This window comes from Bradyrhizobium sp. WSM2254 (assembly GCF_000472645.1).
Taxonomy (GTDB): Bacteria; Pseudomonadota; Alphaproteobacteria; order Rhizobiales; family Xanthobacteraceae; genus Bradyrhizobium; species Bradyrhizobium niftali.
The window spans coordinates 55,430-73,787 of sequence record NZ_AXAB01000034.1; the positions used below are offsets into that span (position 1 = coordinate 55,430).

At 64.9% G+C, this 18,358-nt stretch carries 18 protein-coding genes; 6 read left to right on the top strand and 12 right to left on the bottom strand.

What is annotated here, in order from left to right:
* Positions 1-192 precede the first annotated feature (192 nt).
* The 3 genes from A3M7_RS44885 to A3M7_RS0124710 all read left to right on the top strand — a co-directional run bounded on the left by A3M7_RS44885 (position 193) and on the right by A3M7_RS0124710 (position 4,553).
* Positions 193-1,509: a glycosyltransferase 87 family protein gene (locus tag A3M7_RS44885; protein WP_049823659.1), complete on the top strand. Its 1,317-nt coding sequence runs from the start codon at positions 193-195 to the stop codon at positions 1,507-1,509.
* Positions 1,510-1,610: 101 nt separating this feature from the next.
* On the top strand, positions 1,611-3,968 hold the full coding sequence (locus A3M7_RS0124705; protein WP_027546310.1) for an Orn/Lys/Arg decarboxylase N-terminal domain-containing protein: 2,358 nt from the start codon (positions 1,611-1,613) through the stop codon (positions 3,966-3,968).
* Positions 3,969-3,974: 6 nt separating this feature from the next.
* Positions 3,975-4,553: a GNAT family N-acetyltransferase gene (locus tag A3M7_RS0124710; protein ID WP_027546311.1), complete on the top strand. Its 579-nt coding sequence runs from the start codon at positions 3,975-3,977 to the stop codon at positions 4,551-4,553.
* 3 nt (positions 4,554-4,556) lie between these two features.
* Here the strand turns inward: A3M7_RS0124710 and A3M7_RS49850 are convergent, their stop codons facing one another.
* The 3 genes from A3M7_RS49850 to A3M7_RS0124725 form a co-directional block, all read right to left on the bottom strand.
* Positions 4,557-4,769: a hypothetical protein gene (locus A3M7_RS49850; RefSeq protein ID WP_027546312.1), complete on the bottom strand. Its 213-nt coding sequence runs from the start codon at positions 4,767-4,769 to the stop codon at positions 4,557-4,559.
* A gap of 195 nt (positions 4,770-4,964) precedes the next feature.
* Positions 4,965-5,414: a flagellar basal body rod protein FlgC gene (locus tag A3M7_RS0124720; protein WP_027546313.1), complete on the bottom strand. Its 450-nt coding sequence runs from the start codon at positions 5,412-5,414 to the stop codon at positions 4,965-4,967.
* Positions 5,415-5,532: 118 nt separating this feature from the next.
* Positions 5,533-6,582 (bottom strand): hydroxyacid dehydrogenase, encoded by a 1,050-nt coding sequence (locus A3M7_RS0124725; protein ID WP_027546314.1) that lies wholly within the window; start codon positions 6,580-6,582, stop codon positions 5,533-5,535.
* Between the two features lie 252 nt (positions 6,583-6,834).
* Here A3M7_RS0124725 and A3M7_RS0124730 point away from each other — a divergent pair, with 252 nt between their 5' ends.
* The 3 genes from A3M7_RS0124730 to A3M7_RS0124740 all read left to right on the top strand — a co-directional run bounded on the left by A3M7_RS0124730 (position 6,835) and on the right by A3M7_RS0124740 (position 8,459).
* On the top strand, positions 6,835-7,386 hold the full coding sequence (locus tag A3M7_RS0124730) for a thiamine pyrophosphate-binding protein (RefSeq protein WP_027546315.1): 552 nt from the start codon (positions 6,835-6,837) through the stop codon (positions 7,384-7,386).
* Between the two features lie 10 nt (positions 7,387-7,396).
* The gene (locus A3M7_RS0124735) at positions 7,397-8,005 is read left to right on the top strand and encodes a thiamine pyrophosphate-dependent enzyme (protein ID WP_027546316.1); all 609 of its coding nucleotides are present in this window, start codon (positions 7,397-7,399) and stop codon (positions 8,003-8,005) included.
* 76 nt (positions 8,006-8,081) lie between these two features.
* Positions 8,082-8,459, top strand: coding sequence for a VanZ family protein (locus tag A3M7_RS0124740; protein ID WP_027546317.1), 378 nt, complete (start codon positions 8,082-8,084; stop codon positions 8,457-8,459).
* Between the two features lie 36 nt (positions 8,460-8,495).
* Here A3M7_RS0124740 and A3M7_RS0124745 read toward each other — a convergent pair whose 3' ends face one another.
* From A3M7_RS0124745 to A3M7_RS0124785, 9 genes are all read right to left on the bottom strand, one after another.
* Complete coding sequence (locus A3M7_RS0124745; protein ID WP_027546318.1) at positions 8,496-8,879, bottom strand: DUF1236 domain-containing protein; 384 nt, start codon at positions 8,877-8,879, stop codon at positions 8,496-8,498.
* 112 nt (positions 8,880-8,991) lie between these two features.
* Positions 8,992-9,879, bottom strand: coding sequence for a 2-hydroxy-3-oxopropionate reductase (locus A3M7_RS0124750; protein ID WP_027546319.1), 888 nt, complete (start codon positions 9,877-9,879; stop codon positions 8,992-8,994).
* Between the two features lie 12 nt (positions 9,880-9,891).
* Positions 9,892-10,677, bottom strand: a complete 786-nt coding sequence (hyi, locus tag A3M7_RS0124755; protein WP_027546320.1) for a hydroxypyruvate isomerase — start codon at positions 10,675-10,677, stop codon at positions 9,892-9,894.
* An 11-nt stretch (positions 10,678-10,688) separates the two neighbouring features.
* Positions 10,689-12,479: a glyoxylate carboligase gene (gene gcl, locus A3M7_RS0124760; RefSeq protein WP_027546321.1), complete on the bottom strand. Its 1,791-nt coding sequence runs from the start codon at positions 12,477-12,479 to the stop codon at positions 10,689-10,691.
* A 151-nt stretch (positions 12,480-12,630) separates the two neighbouring features.
* Positions 12,631-14,433, bottom strand: a complete 1,803-nt coding sequence (locus A3M7_RS0124765; protein ID WP_027546322.1) for an adenine deaminase C-terminal domain-containing protein — start codon at positions 14,431-14,433, stop codon at positions 12,631-12,633.
* An 85-nt stretch (positions 14,434-14,518) separates the two neighbouring features.
* A complete protein-coding gene (locus tag A3M7_RS0124770) occupies positions 14,519-15,319 on the bottom strand; it encodes an NYN domain-containing protein (protein ID WP_027546323.1) in 801 nt (266 codons plus the stop codon).
* 54 nt (positions 15,320-15,373) lie between these two features.
* Positions 15,374-16,873 carry a tripartite tricarboxylate transporter permease gene (locus A3M7_RS0124775; RefSeq protein WP_027546324.1) on the bottom strand — a complete coding sequence of 500 codons (1,500 nt, stop codon included), beginning with the start codon at positions 16,871-16,873 and terminating at the stop codon, positions 15,374-15,376.
* The gene (locus A3M7_RS0124780; protein ID WP_027546325.1) at positions 16,873-17,358 is read right to left on the bottom strand and encodes a tripartite tricarboxylate transporter TctB family protein; all 486 of its coding nucleotides are present in this window, start codon (positions 17,356-17,358) and stop codon (positions 16,873-16,875) included. The genes A3M7_RS0124775 and A3M7_RS0124780 overlap by 1 nt, the downstream gene beginning before the upstream one ends.
* Positions 17,355-18,323 carry a tripartite tricarboxylate transporter substrate binding protein gene (locus A3M7_RS0124785; RefSeq protein ID WP_027546326.1) on the bottom strand — a complete coding sequence of 323 codons (969 nt, stop codon included), beginning with the start codon at positions 18,321-18,323 and terminating at the stop codon, positions 17,355-17,357. Before A3M7_RS0124785 ends, A3M7_RS0124780 begins: the two co-directional genes overlap by 4 nt.
* Positions 18,324-18,358 lie beyond the last annotated feature (35 nt).

An 18,358-nucleotide genomic window follows, 5' to 3' on the forward strand; every position in this document is an offset into this window, starting at 1 on the left:
CCCGCGCCGCAGTCGGGCTGCATCGGGCACCAAGCTGACTGGTGCCCGATCCGGTCTGCACGTTAAGTTTGGCTTTACCCTAAGTTGCACTTTACCCAATGAGCTTAGGGTAGCTCAGAGCTATTCGCTTATCCTCGCAACTTAAGATCGTTTTGCTGGAGGGGCTCCCACCGGCGCGCAGGGGCACGAATTGTGGCACTTCATTCCAAGACGCAGCTTTCTCCAATCGAAGCGCCGACCACGTTCTTAAGCCTGATCGATCGGAGGTTCCTCCTTGGCGCCTATGGCTCACAGGCACGTATCCACATGGCTGTGGCATGGCTAGCCCGGACGATCGTCACAGCCAGCTTTATTGCAGGCCTCGCCTGCCGATATGTTGCCCTCGATCAGGTGACCAGCGATACGACCGAGTTCCTGCTGCCCTGGTATGAATTCGCGCACAGCCACGGTCTTGCCAGTCTCGGGCACACATTCACGGATTACACCCCGTTTTACAGCTACCTTTTGGTTACGGCGACCGCGTTCCATGGGCTGTTCGAACCATGGCACCTGATCAAAGGAATTTCTTTCATCTTCGAATTCGGCTGCGCGCTGATGGCAGCACGCCTGGTCGCGTCCGACAAAGAACGTATCTACAGTCCATCCGTTGCATTTGCGGCCGTCTGGCTAGCACCGACCGTTCTGTTCAACGGTGCGGTCTGGGGTCAGTCCGACGCGATCTGGACGTTCTTCATTTTGCTGTCGGTATATTTCATTTCCCGAGACAGACCTCGGGCCGGTCTCGTTTCATTCGCCGTCGGATTTTCTGTCAAGGCCCAGGCAATATTCCTTTCGCCCTTGATCTTCGCGCTCGTGCTGAGGCGAACGATCCATTGGCTTTGGCTTGCAACGATTCCGATCGTTTATCTCGCCGTCGCGGCTCCCGCCTGGCTGCTTGGCCAACCTCTCTCCGACATCCTGACGGTCTATTTCAATCAGGCTGAAACCTACGCCCGGTTGTCAATGAACGCAGCAAACATGTGGTTGCTCGTGCCAAACCGGTTCTATGGACCCGGTGTAGCCGCCGGAATGGCCATTGCAGCGGCGGCAGGGCTCGTATTCTCAATCGTTGCCGCGCGAGCGAAAGACCTGCGCAAGCTCGAACATCTGGTCGCAGCCGCAGCCGTGTCTCTGCTCTTGATGCCATTCGTGCTGCCGAAAATGCACGACCGATATTTCTACGCGTTTGAAGTCATGGCGATCATACTGGCCTGCCTTAAGCCGCGCTTCTCCGTAGTTGCCATCGCCGCGCAGATCAATGGCGTGATTGCCTATCTGAGCTATTACGGCATTGCAGCGCCGTTGATGGGTCCGGCGGTCATTGGGAATGGCTGGATTCTGCTGCAGCTCGCTCTTTACACGCACCGCAAAGCGAAAGACCCGGAGCAGCCCGATTCAGTTGCATTCTCTCCGACGACATTCGCCGTCGGCGCGATCGCCTTCTGGGCCATCTATTTACTCGCCGCTTGAAGAGACCGCGGGGAGAGGCGAAAACGCGGACCGCGGCCGCTGTCATCCAATTGTCATCGAATGTGCCGAGAGCTGTGTCTCCAGTACATTCGGGACCGACAATGGACTATTTCAAGCGCTTCAACTTCCTGTTCGCCGCACCCGTGTTCGACGCCGACGACCTCGAAGGCGTCCGCTTCAACCAGATCATCGAGGAGATCCAGCGCTCCGGTTTCGAGGTGGTCCGGGCCCGCAAGCTGGAGGACGCGGAGATGGCGGTGCAGACCGACGCCGCGATCGGCTGCATGGTGGTGGACTGGGGCAAGAAGGGCCTGGAGGGCAAGACCTCGGCACTGATCAATTTGATGCGGCGCCGCGGCCTCGACTTCCCGATCATCCTCCTGATCCGGCGCAAGCGCTTCGAGGATTTGCCGGTCGAGGTGCTCGACTTCATCGACGGCTATGTCTTCCTGTCCGAGGAGACGCCGACCTTCATCGCCAAGAACCTGATCAGCCGGCTCAAGCAATATGCCGAGACGCTGAAGACGCCGTTCTTCGGCGCACTGGTCGACTATGCCGAGGAAGGCAACCAGCTCTGGACCTGTCCGGGCCACAATGGCGGCGTGTTCTACAATCGAAGCCCGATCGGCCGGGTCTTCGTCGAGCATCTCGGCGAAGCCGTGTTCCGCGACGACCTCGACAATTCCGTGCTCGATCTCGGCGACCTCCTCACCCATGAGGGCCCGGCGCTGAAGGCGCAGAAGGAGGCCGCGCAGATCTTCGGCGCGGAGAAGACCTATTTCGTGCTCAACGGCACCTCGACCTCGAACAAGGTCGCGCTCGGCGCGCTCGTCACCGACGGCGATCTCGTGCTGTTCGACCGCAACAACCACAAGGCCGCCCATCACGGCGCGCTGATGATCAACGGCGGCATCCCGGTCTACGTTCCGACCATTCGCAACGCCTGGGGCCTGATCGGCCCGATGCGCTGGGACGTGCTCGATGAGAAGGCCCTGCGCGAGGCGATCCGCAACCATCCGCTGGTTGGGGATCGCGACGCCTGGCGCAAGGAACGGCCGTTCCGCGTCGCCGTGGTCGAACAATGCACCTATGACGGCACGATCCACAGCGCCGAGATGATCCTGAAGCGCATCGGCCATCTCTGCGAGTACATCCTGTTCGACGAGGCCTGGGCCGGCTTCATGAAGTTCCATCCGCTCTATGCCGGCCGCTTCGCGATGGGCCTCGCCAATCTTCCCCCCGAGGCGCCGGGCATCATCGCGACGCAATCGACCCACAAGCAGCTCGCGAGTTTTTCGCAGGCCTCCCAGATCCACATCAAGGACCGTCACATCCGCGGCCAGAAGCGGCGGGTCGAGCACCGCCGCTTCAACGAAAGCTTCATGCAGCACGCCTCGACCTCGCCGTTCTACCCGCTGTTCGCCTCGCTCGACGTCGGCGCGCAGATGATGAAGGGACGTTCCGGCGAGGTGCTGTGGGACGACACGATCCGGCTCGGCATCGAGCTGCGCAAGAAGATCCGCGCAATGCGCCGGGAGTTCGAGGAGAAGGAGCAGAACCCGGACCGCCGCTGGTTCTTCGAGCCCTTCGTGCCGGATCGCGTCGCCATCCCCGACGTCAGCCGTCCCGGCGCCGCCCACAATGTCGCCTGGGAAACGCTCTCGACCGACGAGCTCGCCACCAATCCCGCCTTATGGCAGCTCTCTCCGGATACCAGCTGGCACGGCTTTCCCGATCTCGCGGAAGGCTTTGCCATGACCGATCCGAACAAGCTGACGCTGCTCACGCCCGGCTTCGACCGTGCCACCGGCGCCTATGCCGAGCACGGCATCCCCGCCCCTGTGGTCGCGCAATATCTGCGCGAAAACCGCATCGTGCCCGAGAAGAACGACCTCAACTCGCTGCTCTTCCTGCTCACTCCCGGCGTCGAGGCGAGCAAGGCCGGCACGCTGATCTCCGGCCTCGTCGCCTTCAAGAGACTGCACGACGACAATGCGTTGCTGGCGGACGCGATCCCGGAATTCCATCAGCGACGGCAGGCACGCTATGCCGGCGTGCGGCTGCGCGACCTCTGCGGCGAGATGCACCGCTTCTTCCGCGCCGCCGATGTCAGCGCGCTCCAGGCGCGGCAGTTCATGCCCGAGCACATGCCTGAGATCGCGATGTCGCCCCGCGATGCCGCGCGCTATTTGTTCCGCAACGATGTCGACTATCTGCCGATCGAGGCGATCGCGGGCCGCATCGCCACCACGCCCTTCGTGGTCTATCCGCCCGGCATCGCCACCATCGTGCCCGGCGAGCGGCTAACGGAACGGGCCAAGCCCATGGTGGATTATCTCAAGATGTTCGAGACCTGCTTCAACACATTCCCGGGCTTCGACGTCGAAATCCAGGGCGTCTACAAGGAGGTCGATGCGAATGGCCGCATCGGGCTCTATACTTACGTCGTTGCCGAGTAGGTGCCGATGACCGAAACAGCCGCAATCCTCGCGGNNGNCGAGCCGGTCCTGGTCCGCCCCTCACGCGAGAGCGATGTCGAGGCGATGCTGGCGATCTACCGCCATCACGTCCGCAACGGGGTGCCGCGCGATGTCGAGGGAACCGGCGCGCCGGAGCCGGACGATCTGCGCGACCGGCGCAAGAACCTGAAGCAGACCCGCCTGCCCCATCTGGTCGCGACCTACCGCGGCGAGGTCGTCGGCTATGCCTATGCGGTGCTGTTCCGCAAGCGCCCGGCCTATCGCTACACCGCCAAGCACTCGATCTACGTCCACCACGCGCATCTCGGCCGCGGCGTCGGACGGCTATTGCTTCAGGAGCTGGTCGATGTTTGTGCCGCGGCCGGCTTCCGCCAGATGATCGGCTATATCGATGCCGACAACGCGCCCTCGCTGGCGCTGCACGAGAAGTTCGGCTTCGCGCGCGCCGGCCTGCTCTGCGGCGTCGCCTACCGGCACGGCCGCTGGTCCGACACCGTCATGGTGCAACGCTCGCTCGGCGCGGGCGCAACCGCGCCGCCGCCGGCAACGGCACCCGGCCGGTAAGCCTTACGAGGGAAAGTCAGCCGGTTTGACGTGGATGCGATCGGCATGCAGCGACCAGTGACACAACGCCTGGTCCTTGCAAAACCGCGCCTTCGCCCGTTCCCTGGCCTCGTCCTCGTCGGCGGCGTCGATCTCGAGCGTGCCCTGACAGACCTCGATCTGCCGGCCGTACTCCCCGAGCACGTCCTTCATGAACCTGACGACATAAGTGGACATGGGACCTCCTGCTGCCCCGGCAGCACTCTTATCCCATTTACCCGATTTCGGGGAGGCAGATTTTGACCGGGATCAAAGCCGGCAACGGTTCCCGCCGACGATCCAGGCGCCGGTTCGATCCGTCAGCCGCCCCGCCCTGCCTGGAGCCTCGCGGAAGGCGAGCGCGACGCGGGGCGCACGGGACGACATCAACGATTACGTCGTGTTATCGAGCAGCGACTCTGTCATCTCGGAGTAGGCTTGAATGACCTTCGCATTGGCAATGAAGCTGTACTTCGCGGTCGCCAGTTCAACGAACTCGCCGGCGAGATCGACATTCGGCGCTGCGACCAGGCCGTCCTGGTTTGCGAAGGGCGCGCCTGGATCGGATTGTGCGGTAAAGCTCGGCGAAACGGCCGACACGGTCGCGACCGTACCGCCCGGGATCGAGCCGCTCGATTGGCCGACCTGTTCGACTCGCAACGGCACATAAGCCGCGGGAAAGGTCGGAGCAATGCCCGAACTGCCCGCACCGGCCGATGTGCTCGATCCGCCTGACGCAGGCAACGGGCCGGTCGTGCTGATATTGGCGATATTGCTCGCGGCCACGCTCACGCGCAAACTCGCTGCAGAAAGTCCGGATGTAGCAATCGAAAAAATGCTCATGACCCCTGATCTACAGGACAAGTCATACGCGTTCATTCACCCAATCGATAGGATGCGCCGCTTTGTATTTTCATCGCGGTAACCAATGATGGGAGCGCAATCGGACCTTGCGCGCCCCCTACCCCGGCGTCACGCCGAAAGCCTGCTTGAAGCGCTCGGCGTAGCGTGGCCAGACCTCGGGATTGATGATGCGCGGCGGGCGCTTGCCGTCGAGCGTGTCCAGCACCTGCTCGGCGGCGATACGGCCCATGTTCTGGCGCGCCTCGGTCGTCACCCCTGCGGTGTGCGGGCTCGCCAGCACGTTGTCGAACTGGAGCAGCGGATGCTCGGGCGGCGGCGGCTCCTTGGACCAGACGTCGAGACCGGCCCCCGCAATGCGCTTGTCGCGCAGAGCCTGGAGCAGCGCGTCCTCGTCGTGGATGAAGCCGCGCGCGGTGGTGATGAAATAGGCATGCGGCTGCATCAGCGCGAATTCGCGCACGCTGATCAAGTTGCGGCTGCCCTTGTTCAGCGGGCAGGAGATCGAGACGAAATCGGCGCGGCGCAACAGCTCGTCGAGCTCGACCTTCTCCCCGCCCCGCTCGGCCATCACCTCGGCCGACAGATACGGGTCATAGGCCAGCACCTTCATGCCGAGCAGGCCCTTGCACAGCGCGGCGATGCGGCGGCCGACATTGCCGAGACCGATGATGCCGACGGTCTTGTGCTCGACCTCGTTGCCGACGAGCTCGTTGCGGTTGACGTTGCGCTCCCGGCGCAACCGGCGGTCGGACTGGATGATGCGCTTGGACAGCGTCAGCATCATCGCCAGCGCATGCTCGGCGACCGAATGGGCGTTGCCGCCGGACTGGTTGACGACCACAACGCCCGCGTCGGTGCAGGCCTCGACGTCGACGGGATCGAAGCCCGCGCCGTTGCTGGAGACGAGCAGCAGGTTCGGCGTACGCTTCAGGAAGGCGGCATCGACATGGAAATGCGGGGCGAGCTCGTCGCGGGCGGCGCCGATCTGGTAGACATGGGCCGCGCTCAGGATGGGCGCATAGAAATCTTCAGGGCTTGCGTTCTCGATGCGATCGAGCCGGACGTCGGACCGCGCCTTCAGGATGTCGATATAGATCGGATTGGCCAAATAATTGGAGTAGACGACACGCTTGCTGTTGACCGACATCAGGACCCTTCCGACTCTCCAGGGATCAGCTAAGGCCAGCGCGGCGCGCGCCCCCTTCCGTGCTTCCTCCCACACTTTCTTTGCCCACATATGACATGGCGGTGCCGGCCACGGCAGGCCGTCCGGCGCAGATCACGGTGACGGCCCGGACATGTTGACAATCCCGCGGCCTGCGTCAAGTTCGGCAGATCGCCGCGACGGCCAGGACAATGGCAAAGACCAAGAAGCATGCGCGGCCGAAGGGAGAACGCAATGGCGATTGCGGAACAGGCGACACGGGGGTCCAGCGACAAAAGCTGGCATGGCATCGTCCTGCAAACCCTGAAGCGAAACGAGATCAGCCTGATCCCTTACGTGCCCGACCGCGTGCTGACGCCGCTGATCAAGAACCTGCATGCCGATCCGTTCTTCACCACCTTTGCCACCGCCCGCGAGGAGGAAGCCGTCGGCATCGTCGCGGGCGCCTGGATGGGCGGACGGCGCGGCGCGATCCTGATGCAGACCTCGGGCTTTGCGACGCTCGCCAACGTGCTCGCCTCGCTCGCGGTGCCCTACCAGATTCCGCTGATCATGTTCGTCTCCGAGCGCGGCACGCTCGGCGAGTTCAACTACGGCCAGTCGCTGGTCTGCCGCACCATGCGCCCGGTGCTGGATTCGCTGGCGCTGGAGCACCACACCATCACCCGGCTCGACGAGCTCGAATTCATCGCCGACCGCTCGATCAAGCAGGCGGTCACCACGCAAGCGCCGGTGGCCCTGATCCTCAGCCCGCTGCTCACCGGCGGCAAGGTCTTTGACAAGTGAGCGCCGCCAAATGAGTTCGAATATGAACACGCGCAACACCAAGGTGATGAACCGCTTCGACGTGACGTCGCGCCTGATCGGAAAGCTGAAGCACGAGGAGGCCGTGATCGGCGGCATCGGCAACACCAATTTCGACCTCTGGGCCGCCGGCCACCGCCCCCAGAATTTCTACATGCTCGGCAGCATGGGGCTCGCCTTCCCGATCGCGCTCGGCGTGGCGCTGGCACAGCCCGAGCGCCGTGTCTTCGCGCTCGAAGGCGACGGCTCGCTGTTGATGCAGCTCGGCGCGCTCTCGACGATCGCGATGTTGAAGCCGAAGAACCTGATCATGATCGTGATGGATAACGGCATCTACCAGATCACCGGCGCGCAGCCGACACCAGCCGCTGACGTGGCTGACATCGTCGCCATCGCCATCGGCTCAGGGCTCGCCAACAGCGCCTGGGCTGCCGACGAGGAGGATTTCGAGCGCCTGGTCGAGGAGGCCATGTCGGCCTCCGAGCCGAGCCTGATCGCGGTCCGCATCGACGACAAGCCCGGCGTCGGCACCACAAGGCGCGATCCCGTGCAGATCCGGGAGCGTTTCATGCACGGCCTCGGCGTGCGCGAGCCACTTTGACATTTCGTCATTAACTACACGCCGATCTGATCCGCAGCCCGCGGCAGACCCGCAAAATCCGTGCTAAGCGGGGCGGATGCCCATTTTGGTTCGTGCCTTTGCCTGGCTGCTCGCCACCGCCGTCACCTTCGCAACGCTCGGTCCGCCCGGCCTGCGTCCCCATTCCGACCTCGGCCAGGACGGCGAGCATGCGCTCGCCTTCATCCTGGTCGGGCTTGCGTTCGGCCTCGCCTATCGGAAGCAACGCCTGGCAGCGGCGGCCGTCTCGGTCATCCTGATCGGCCTGCTCGAGCTGATGCAGTTCTGGGCGCCGGGGCGCCATGCACGGCTGGAGGATTTTCTGGTCGATGCCGCCACCGCCTGCGCCGGCTTTGCACTCGCAGCCGCAGCCGATTGGGTCATGACACGCCTGCGCGCGAGCGTATCCGTCACAAGCGAAGGCCCCGCGGAGTGACGCTCCGCAGGGCCCGTTTTTCACTGACGTCTATGATCAGTCGATGATCTTGACGACGCGACGCGTCCGCGGCTCGACGATCACGCGGCGATCGTTCACGACCGCATAGCGATATTCGGTGTAGTTCGGCACGGGACGCAGCACCACGGTCGGGGGCAGCGGCTCGCCGACCACGACGCGCTCGTGGATCACGACGGAGTCATCGCGCGGAATTCCGCCCAGGATCGCATTCGGAATCTCCAGGCCGGCGCCGACGGCCGCACCGACGGTGCCGCCGACCATTGCTCCGACCGGGCCACCGATATCGCCGCCCGCACGCGCGCCGTCCCGGGCGCCCTGTTCGGTCGTCGACTGGGCAAAGGCTGCACTCGACGCCAGCAGCGACACGGCAGCCAACGAAATCGCAAGACGGGTCTTCATGTCCACACTCTCCAGTAGTTGTTCTGCGCCTTCAACCGCGGGGTCGGACCATTGTTCCGGTTCCCGCGCGACGAAAGACACGCCAAATCTAGAGAGTGTTACTGCGTAACACTTACGCTGCGGCGATCTCGTGCCCTGCCATCAGTTCCAGCGCGCGCACCATCGCCGAATGATCCCAGCCCTTGCCGCCATGCGCAGTGCAGGAGGAGAACAATTGCTGCGCCACCGCCGTGCTCGGCAGCGACAGGCCGAGCGCGCGAGCACCCTCGAGCGCGAGGTTGAGATCCTTCTGGTGCAGCTCGATGCGGAAGCCAGGATCGAAATTGCGCTTCACCATGCGCTCGCCATGCACTTCGAGAATCCGCGACGAGGCAAAGCCGCCCATCAGCGCCTTGCGCACCAGCGCAGGGTTCGCCCCGGCCTTCGATGCGAACAGCAGCGCTTCGCTCACGGCCTCGATCGTCAGCGCGACGATGATCTGGTTGGCGACCTTCGTGGTCTGGCCGTCGCCATTGGCGCCGACATGCGTGACGTTCTTGCCCATCCTGTCGAAGATCGGCCTCATGGTGCCAAAGGCGCGCTCGGGGCCGCCGACCATGATGGTGAGGCTCGCCGCCTTGGCGCCGACCTCCCCGCCCGACACCGGCGCGTCGAGATAGTCCGCGCCCAGCGCCTCGATCTTCCTGGCAAACTCCTTCGTCGCCAGCGGCGAGATCGAACTCATGTCGACGACGATCTGGCCCTTGGAGATGCCGCTCGCGACGCCGTCCTTGCCGAACAGCACGGCCTCCACATGCGGCGTATCCGGCACCATGATGATGACGGCATCCGCCTCCTCCGCGACCTCCTTGCCCGACTTGCAGGCGATGCCGCCCGCCGCGATCAGCTCGGGCGACACCGGCGCAACGTCATGCAGGAGCACGCGATGGCCCGCAGCCAGAAGATGGCCGGCCATCGGCCGTCCCATGGTGCCAAGTCCGATGAAGCCGATGTCGATCATGTCTAATTTTCCTCAGGTCTCGAAGGTTTGCGCCGCGTGCCAGGACAAGCCTTCCAGCGTCGTCGTGCGCGGCTTGTATTCGCAGCCGATCCAGCCGCGATAGCCGATCGCGTCGAGATGGCGGAACAGGAAGGGATAGTTGATCTCGCCGGTGCCCGGCTCGTGACGGCCGGGATTGTCGGCGAGCTGGATGTGGGCGATCTGGGGGAGATATTCCTGCATGGTACGGGCGAGATCGCCCTCCATGATCTGCATGTGGTAGATGTCGTACTGGATGAACAAATTGTTCGACCGCACCTCCGAGATGAGCTGCACCGCCTGCTCGGTGCCGTTGAGGTGGAAGCCGGGAATGTCGAGCGTGTTGATCGGCTCGACCAGGAGCTTGATGTTCTCCCGCGCCAGCGTCGAGGCCGCGAAGCGCAAATTGCCGACCAGCGTCTCGTTGAGCTCGCGCGGATCGGCATTATCGGGCGCGATGCCGACCAGACAGTTGAGCTGCTCGCAATCGAGCGCCTTGGCATAGTCGATGGCGCGGAACACGCCGTCGCGGAATTCGCTGACGCGATCCGGCAGGATCGCGATGCCGCGCTCGCCCTTAGCCCAGTTGCCGGCGGGGAGATTATGCAGCACCTGCGTCAGCCCGTGGGCCTCCAGCTGCTCGCGCAGCTGCGCCTTGTCGAAATCATAGGGAAACAGATACTCGACCCCGGCAAAGCCTGCCGCTTTCGCCGCAGCAAAGCGGTCGAGGAACGGCATCTCGTTGAAGAGCATGGTGAGGTTGGCGGCAAATTTCGGCATGATGCTGTCCCCTATTCCGCCGGCTGAAGCACGCCGGACCGCTTGGTCCCGACCTCGTCGAGGGCCAGGTCCAGCACCTCCTCGAACTCGACGATGTTGTCGATCTCCGTCCCCATCGCGATGTTGGTGACGCGTTCGAGGATGAACTCGACCACCACGGGCACGCGGTGCTTCGCCATCAATTCGCGCGCGGTCGCGAATGCGGCCTGTGAGTCCTTGGGATCGGTGACGCGGATCGCCTTGCAGCCGAGGCCTTCGGCGACGGCGACATGATCGACGCCGTAGCCGCCGAGCTCGGGCGCGTTGATATTCTCGAAGGAGAGCTGGACGTGGTAGTCCATGTCGAAGCCGCGCTGGGCCTGACGGATCAGGCCGAGATAGGAATTGTTCACGACGACGTGGATGTAGGGCAGGTTGAACTGCGCGCCGACCGCGAGCTCCTCGATCAGGAACTGGAAGTCGTAATCGCCCGACAGCGCGACGATGTCGCGATCCGGGCACGCCGCGCGCACACCGAGGGCTGCCGGCAGCGTCCAGCCGAGCGGCCCGGCCTGCCCCGCATTGATCCAGTTGCGCGGCTTGTAGACGCCGAGGAACTGCGCACCCGCGATCTGCGACAGGCCGATCACGGTGACATAGGCGGTGTCGCGGCCGAAGGCCTTGTTCATCTCTTCATAGACGCGCTGCGGCTTGATCGGGACGTTGTCGAAATGGCTCTTGCGCAGCATCGCGCGCTTGCGATCGCGGCAGGCCGCGGGCCACGCCTGGCGCTCGCGAAGCCTGCCCGACCGGCGCCACTCCCTGGCGACGGTGACGAAGAGCTCGAGCGCGGCCTTGGCGTCCGAGACGATGCCGAGATCGGGATTGAACACCCGGCCGATCTGCGTCGGCTCGATGTCGACATGCACGAAGGTGCGGCCCTTGGTGTAGGTCTCGACCGAGCCGGTGTGCCGGTTGGCCCAGCGGTTACCAATGCCGAGCACGAAATCGGATTCGAGCATCGTGGCGTTGCCGTAGCGGTGGCTGGTCTGAAGGCCGACCATGCCGGCCATCAGCACGTGATCATCGGGGATCGCGCCCCAGCCCATCAGCGTCGGCACCACGGGCACGTTGGCAATCTCGGCGAATTCGACCAGGAGATCGGAGGCATCGGCGTTGATGACGCCGCCACCTGCGACGATCAGCGGCCGCTCGGCCGCATTGAGCAACTCTAGCGCCTTCTCGACCTGCTTGCGCGTCGCGGCCGGCTTGTAGACCGGCAGCGGCTCATAGGTCTCGTCGTCGAACTCGATCTCGGCGAGCTGCACGTCGAGCGGCATGTCGATCAGCACCGGTCCAGGGCGGCCGGAGCGCATGACGTGAAACGCCTGGCTGAACACCCGCGGCACCAGCGCCGGCTCGCGCACGGTCACCGCCCATTTGGTCACGGGCTTTGCGATCGACTCGATGTCGACGGCCTGAAAATCCTCCTTGTAGAGCCGCGCGCGCGGCGCCTGCCCGGTGATGCAGAGGATCGGAATGGAATCGGCGATCGCCGAATAGAGCCCGGTGATCATGTCGGTGCCGGCCGGTCCCGACGTGCCGATGCAGACCCCGATATTGCCGGCCTTCGCCCGCGTATAGCCCTCGGCCATGTGCGAGGCGCCCTCGACATGCCGCGCCAGGATGTGGCGGATCGAGCCACGCTTCTTCAGTGCCGAGTAAAGCGGATTGATCGCGGCCCCGGGAACACCGAAGGCGGTCGAAATGCCTTCCTTCTCCAGAATTCGCACGGCCGCATCGATAGCTCGCATCTTCGCCATATCGGACCTCGCTCAAATTGCGTCAGCGAGCGAGATCATCGGGCGCGCAGAAGCCGATCTCAACGAGATCGATTTTATTTTCCACGATGCGGCAGCCGTGGAAAAATCGTGGACGTCTCAATCAGTTAGATCGAGACATCCGTGAAAGCGATCATTCGAACAGCGGCGCCAGTTCCATCTGCGGCACCAGCACGAGGCCCTTGTCGGTGATGCGAATTTCCGGAATGACCGATAGCGGAATCAAATTGAAGCCCATGTAGGGGATGGTGCAGCCGGCTTCCGCCCATTCCTTCTTCAGCACCTTGACCTCTTCGGCCACCTCCGTGACGCGCTTGTCGGACAGGAGCCCCGCGATCGGCAGCGGCACCAGCGCCCTCACCTTGCCGTCGGCGACGACGCAGACGGCGCCCTGGTGCTCCTTGATCGCCGCGATCGCGACCTGCATGTCGCCTTCGTTGGTTCCGGCGACGATGATGTTGTGGCTGTCATGCCCGACGCTGGAGGCGACCGCGCCGCGCTTCAGGCCGAAATCCTTCAGCAGGCCATAGGCGACATTGCCGGCCGATTTGCCGTGGCGCTCGACCACCGTGACGAAGCACAGGCCGTAGCTCGCGAAGAGCGACGGCCAGTCCTTGGCCGGCTCGATTCTGACCTTCTCATGGATCAGCGTGATGCCGGGCAGCGCGGTCTTGATGGCGTTGACGGTGCAGGCCTTGGCCGGCAGCTCCGGCGTCAGCTTCATCTTCTCCGGCAGCTTCACGGTCGCATAGGCCGCCTTCGGATATTGATAGCGCTGCGACAGCGCCTGATCGAGACGCGGCGTGATCTTGCGATCCTCCACCACCAGCTCGCCGCCATACCAGGTGCATTGCGGCTTGAGATTGTCGTCCATCAGCACGAGATCGGCGCGGCGGCCGCCGCCGAGCCCGCCGATATCGCCTTCCATGCCGAAGCGCGTGGCGCCGTGCAACGAGCCCATCGACCAGGCCTGCTCCGGCGACATCCCGGCCTTCACCGCCTCGCGCACCACCCAGTCGAGGCCGAACAGCAGGAGATCGTCGGCGTCGCGATCGTCGGTGCACACGGCGGTGCGCTTGTGCGAAGCCCCAAGCTCGGTGATCGTCCGGATCGCCTGCGGCAGCGAGTGCCAGGGCGTGGTCGGCGGGCCGCCGCGCAGGAACACCCAGACGCCGGCGTCGAGCAGATCGTCGGCGATGTCGCGGTCGATCGCTTCATGGGTGTCGGTGACGCCGCTCGCCGCATAGGCCGCGACGAACTCGCGGCCGTAGACGTGGCCGGACACCGGGCGGCCGCGCTTCAAGGCGGCGGCGAGGATCGCGTGGCTGCGCTCGTCGCCCATGGTCACCGGCACGAAATCCATCTTCTCGCCGAGCGCCACTGCCTCGGGCCAGCGGTCGAACAGGCCGGCGATCTTGTCGGGCGTGAGGTCGCCGCCCGCGGTCTCAAGCTCCGCCGACGTGGCCGGCACGGTCGACGGCACCGTCAGGAAGATCGAGAGCGGCGCCTCGCGCGCGTCCTCCAGCATCGCCTCCACGCCGGCGACGTCCATGACGTTGCCGATCTCGTGGCTGTCGCAGAAGATCGTGGTGGTGCCGTTCAGCAGTGCGGCCTCGGCATAGGCGCAGGCCGTCACCATTGAGGATTCGATGTGGATGTGCGGATCGACCAGCCCCGGCGCGATGATGCCGCCGGCCGCGTCGTAGGTCGTGACACCGCTCCACGCCTTCTTCGCTGTTCCAGCCGGCTTGACCGCGGCGACGCGACCCCCGGTGATCCAGACCTCGCGGTTCGCGTGGATGCGCTCCGAATAGGTCGACAGCACCCGGGCTCCCGTGACCACGAGATCCGGCGCGACGCGCGCGGAGGCGACATCGGCCAGACGCCGGGTCATCGCGTGCAGGGGCGAGACGGTAAAGCGGGTAAGTCTGGTCATCGGGACCCTCGCGTGGCGTTACGGCCCCGCGATGGTTACGCCCCGCGCCATAGCGGGCAAGCGCAAATATAACGGCAGGCCCTGCTTACGCCTTAGGCGCCGAACCGCCCGCCGCTCCCGCCCTTGCAGGCCGGCGCGGGTTCCGCCGTCTCGGCGGTGCTGCGGCAGCGGGCTTGACCCGAATCCGCATCGCCCGGCCTTTTGACTCGTCGATCTCGAACGAGTTCGTCTTCCGCACGAGATCGCTCAGCTTGCGGAACCCGAACGTTCTCGGATCGAAATCCGACGCCAGGTTGGCGAGCTGCCGTCCGACTTCCCCGAGCGCGACCCAGCCGTCCTCGCTCTCCATCTGGGTGATGACCTTCTTGATGATGGGGGTCGCGGCATCAGGCGGCTGAAGCGATGTCGATCTCGCGGCGGCGTCCTGGGTGGTCGCCGGGGCGGCAAGCAGGTTCTCGGTGTAGACGAACCTTCGGCAGGCCTGCCTGAAGCTTTCCGGCGTCTTCTGCTCGCCGAACCCGAAGACATCGACGCCCTGCTCCCGGATGCGGGCGGCCAGACGGGTAAAGTCGCTGTCTGACGACACCAGGCAGAAGCCGTCGAACCGGCCGCTGTGAAGCAGGTCCATGGCGTCGATGACCAGGGTTATGTCGGACGCGTTCTTTCCCGTCGTATAGGCGAATTGCTGCTGCGGGATGATGGCGTGCTTCGACAGGATGTCGGCCCAGCCCCTCGATCGCGCATTGGAGAAGTCGCCATAGATGCGGCGAACGCTTGCTTCGCCGATCTTGGCAATCTCCTCGAACAGTCCATCCGCGATCTTTGCGGAGGCGTTGTCGGCATCGATCAGGACGGCGAGACGGGGCGAGCGAAGTTCCGACGGCATGGCGTTTCCTCAACGGGATGGACGCAGCATTCAAGGACGCGCGCGCCGGGACGGCTAGTCCTCGTTCGCCTTGAAGCGCCCCATCCCCTTCAGCACGAATGGGGCCAGCAGCGCAACCAGCGCAATGCCGAGCAGCGTCGCCGAGATCGGGCTCTGGAGCAGCGTCATGGGATCGCCGAGGCTGATCGCGAGCGCCCTGCGCAACTGGCTCTCGGCGATCGGGCCGAGGATCAGGCCGACGACGACGGGCGCGATCGGAAAATCGAACCGCCGCATCAGGAAGCCGAGCACGCCGAAGCCGGCCAGCATCGACAATTCGACCACCGAGGGCTTTGCTGCGATGGTGCCCATGGTCGCGAAGACGAGGATGCCGGCATAGAGCCATGGCTGCGGGATCGCAAGCAGCCGCACCCACAGGCCGACCAGCGGCAAATTGAGCACCAGCAGCATGCAATTGGCGATGAAGAGACTTGCGATCAGGCCCCACACGAGGTCAGGCCGCTCGGCGAACAGCAGCGGCCCCGGGTTGAGGCCGTATTGCTGGAAGCCCGCCAGCATCATCGCGGCCGTCGCCGAGGTCGGCAATCCCAGCGTCAAGAGCGGCACCAGCGTTCCGGCGGCCGAAGCGTTGTTGGCGGCCTCCGGTCCCGCGACGCCTTCGATCGCACCCTTGCCGAATTCTTCCGGGTACTTCGTCAGCCGTTTCTCGGTCGAATAGGACAGGAAGGTCGGGATCTCCGCGCCGCCCGCCGGCAGCGCGCCGATCGGGAAGCCGAACATGGTGCCGCGCAGCCACGGCTTCCACGACCGCTTCCAGTCTTCCTTCGTCATCCACAGCGACCCGCGCACCGGCTCGAGCTTCTCCTCGGTGTGGTGGCGGCGCGATGCGACGTAGAGCGCCTCGCCGACTGCGAACAGACCGACCGCAAGCGTCGTCACCTCGACGCCGTCGAGCAGCTCGGGGATGCCGAACGCGAGCCGCGCCTGACCGGTCAGCTTGTCGATGCCGACGAGGCCCAGCGTCAGGCCGATGAACAGGCTGGTGAGGCCGCGGATCGGGGAATCGCCGAAGGTCGCCGACACAGTGACGAAGGCAACGCACATCAGCGCGAAATAATCCTCGGGGCCGAAGCGCACGGCGAAATCGACCAGCCAGGGCGCGAGAAAGGCGAGCCCGATGGTGGCGATGGTGCCGGCCACGAAGGAGCCGATCGCGGAGGTCGCGAGCGCCGGCCCGCCGCGGCCGGCCTTGGCCATCTTGTTGCCTTCGAGCGCGGTCGCCATCGACGCGCTCTCGCCCGGCGTGTTGATCAGGATCGCGGTGGTCGAGCCGCCATACATGCCGCCATAATAGATGCCGGCAAACATGATCAGCGAGCCGCCGGGATCGAGCTTGTAGGTGACAGGCAGCAGCAGCGCGACCGTCAGCGCCGGGCCGATGCCGGGCAGCACGCCCACGGCCGTGCCGAGGAACACGCCGATCAGCGCATAGAGCAGATTCATCGGCTGGACGGCGACCGCCATGCCATGCGCCAGCGCGGCAAAGGTGTCCATCACAGCAGTCGCTCCAGGGGGCCGGCGGGAAGGCTCAGCGTCAACAGCCGGTCGAACGCGAGATAGATGAGGGTCGACATCACGAGGGCGATGACGGAATCGACAAGGACGGCACGGCGTCCGAATGCCGCCGACGTCGTGACGAACAGCGCCGACGTCGCCAGGATGAAGCCGCCGCCGAAGCCGATGATGGCGATCAGGAGCGCAAGTCCGGCGAGGATCAAGACCACAGGCACGGGATCGGCGCTCTCGCGCGCCGGCAGATTGCCGCGCAGCGCGTCGATGAGATTGCCGATCGCGAGCAGCGCAAGGCCGGTCGCGATCACGACCGGCATCGCCTCCGGCCCCATCCCGTACATCGCGGTGGATTGCAGGCCGCGCGCGTCCCAGACCAGCACCGCAGCGAGACCTGCGAGCAGTGCGGCGATGACGATGCCGGCGCGATCGACGCGCCGCGGCGGCTGGGCCGGATCGCCTGAGGTCATGACTTGACCAGGCCGACCGATTTCAGCACGTCGGTGACACGCACGGTTTCCTTCTTCAGGAAGTCGGCGAAGGCGTCGCCGCCGAGATAGGCGTCCTCCCAGCCCTTCTGCTTGAGGATCTCCTTCCAGGCGTCCGACTTCACCATCTTCTCGACCGCATCGCTCAAGGTCTTGCGCTGCTCCGGCGTGATGCCGGGAGGCGCGACCACCGAACGCCAGTTGGCGATCACGAGGTCGATGCCCTGCTCCTTGAAGGTCGGGATGTCGCTGCCGGCGATGCGCTTCTCCGAGGTCACGCCGATCGCGCGCAGCTTGCCGGACTTGATCTGGCCTTCATATTCGCTCATCCCCGAAATGCCCGCGGTCACCTTGCCGCCGAGGATCGCCGCCAGAGACTCGCCGCCGCCGGAGAATGGGATGTAGTTGATCTTCTTCGCATCGGCGCCGACGGCGCCGGCGAACAATGCCGCCATCACATGGTCGACGCCGCCGGCCGAACCGCCGGCGAAGGTCACCTTGGCGATATCGGCCTTGACCGCGGCGGCCAGATCCTGCGCATTCTTGATCGGCGAATTCGCCGGCACCACGATCACCTGGATTTCCTCGGTGAGGCGCGCGATCGGCGTCACCTGCTCGAGCGTCACCGGCGACTTGTTCATGGCGAGCGCGCCGACCATGACGAAGCCATTGACCATCAGCTGGTTGCCGTCGCCCTTGGCGCCGTTGACGAACTGCGCGATGCCGACGCTGCCGCCGGCGCCGGGAACGTTGGTGACCTGCACGCTGCGCGCGACGCCCGCGGCGACCAGCGCCTGCTGCATCGAACGCGCGGTCTGGTCCCAGCCCCCGCCCGGTGCCGCCGGTGCCATCAGCTTGAGCTCGAGCTGCTGGGCGAAGGCAGGCGTGGCTGCCGCAAGGGTCAGCGCCACGGCTGCGCCGACAAGGCGCGCGGGAAATCTAAACATGGGGGCATTCTCCAGGCTCGTGCGGACGTCGTTGA

Excerpts from the sequence above, each read along its gene's own strand:
- hyi (WP_027546320.1), bottom strand. The coding sequence starts at position 10,677 with ATGCCGAAATTTGCCGCCAACCTCACCATGCTCTTCAACGAGATGCCG.
- A3M7_RS0124730 (WP_027546315.1), top strand. The coding sequence starts at position 6,835 with ATGGCGATTGCGGAACAGGCGACACGGGGGTCCAGCGACAAAAGCTGG.
- gcl (WP_027546321.1), bottom strand. The coding sequence starts at position 12,479 with ATGGCGAAGATGCGAGCTATCGATGCGGCCGTGCGAATTCTGGAGAAG.
- A3M7_RS49850 (WP_027546312.1), bottom strand. The coding sequence starts at position 4,769 with ATGTCCACTTATGTCGTCAGGTTCATGAAGGACGTGCTCGGGGAGTAC.
- A3M7_RS0124745 (WP_027546318.1), bottom strand. The coding sequence starts at position 8,879 with ATGAAGACCCGTCTTGCGATTTCGTTGGCTGCCGTGTCGCTGCTGGCG.
- A3M7_RS0124705 (WP_027546310.1), top strand. The coding sequence starts at position 1,611 with ATGGACTATTTCAAGCGCTTCAACTTCCTGTTCGCCGCACCCGTGTTC.
- A3M7_RS0124775 (WP_027546324.1), bottom strand. The coding sequence starts at position 16,873 with ATGGACACCTTTGCCGCGCTGGCGCATGGCATGGCGGTCGCCGTCCAG.
- A3M7_RS0124740 (WP_027546317.1), top strand. The coding sequence starts at position 8,082 with ATGCCCATTTTGGTTCGTGCCTTTGCCTGGCTGCTCGCCACCGCCGTC.
- A3M7_RS0124735 (WP_027546316.1), top strand. The coding sequence starts at position 7,397 with ATGAGTTCGAATATGAACACGCGCAACACCAAGGTGATGAACCGCTTC.
- A3M7_RS0124780 (WP_027546325.1), bottom strand. The coding sequence starts at position 17,358 with ATGACCTCAGGCGATCCGGCCCAGCCGCCGCGGCGCGTCGATCGCGCC.
- A3M7_RS0124725 (WP_027546314.1), bottom strand. The coding sequence starts at position 6,582 with ATGTCGGTCAACAGCAAGCGTGTCGTCTACTCCAATTATTTGGCCAAT.
- A3M7_RS0124765 (WP_027546322.1), bottom strand. The coding sequence starts at position 14,433 with ATGACCAGACTTACCCGCTTTACCGTCTCGCCCCTGCACGCGATGACC.
- A3M7_RS0124770 (WP_027546323.1), bottom strand. The coding sequence starts at position 15,319 with ATGCCGTCGGAACTTCGCTCGCCCCGTCTCGCCGTCCTGATCGATGCC.
- A3M7_RS0124785 (WP_027546326.1), bottom strand. The coding sequence starts at position 18,323 with ATGTTTAGATTTCCCGCGCGCCTTGTCGGCGCAGCCGTGGCGCTGACC.
- A3M7_RS0124750 (WP_027546319.1), bottom strand. The coding sequence starts at position 9,879 with ATGATCGACATCGGCTTCATCGGACTTGGCACCATGGGACGGCCGATG.
- A3M7_RS0124720 (WP_027546313.1), bottom strand. The coding sequence starts at position 5,414 with ATGAGCATTTTTTCGATTGCTACATCCGGACTTTCTGCAGCGAGTTTG.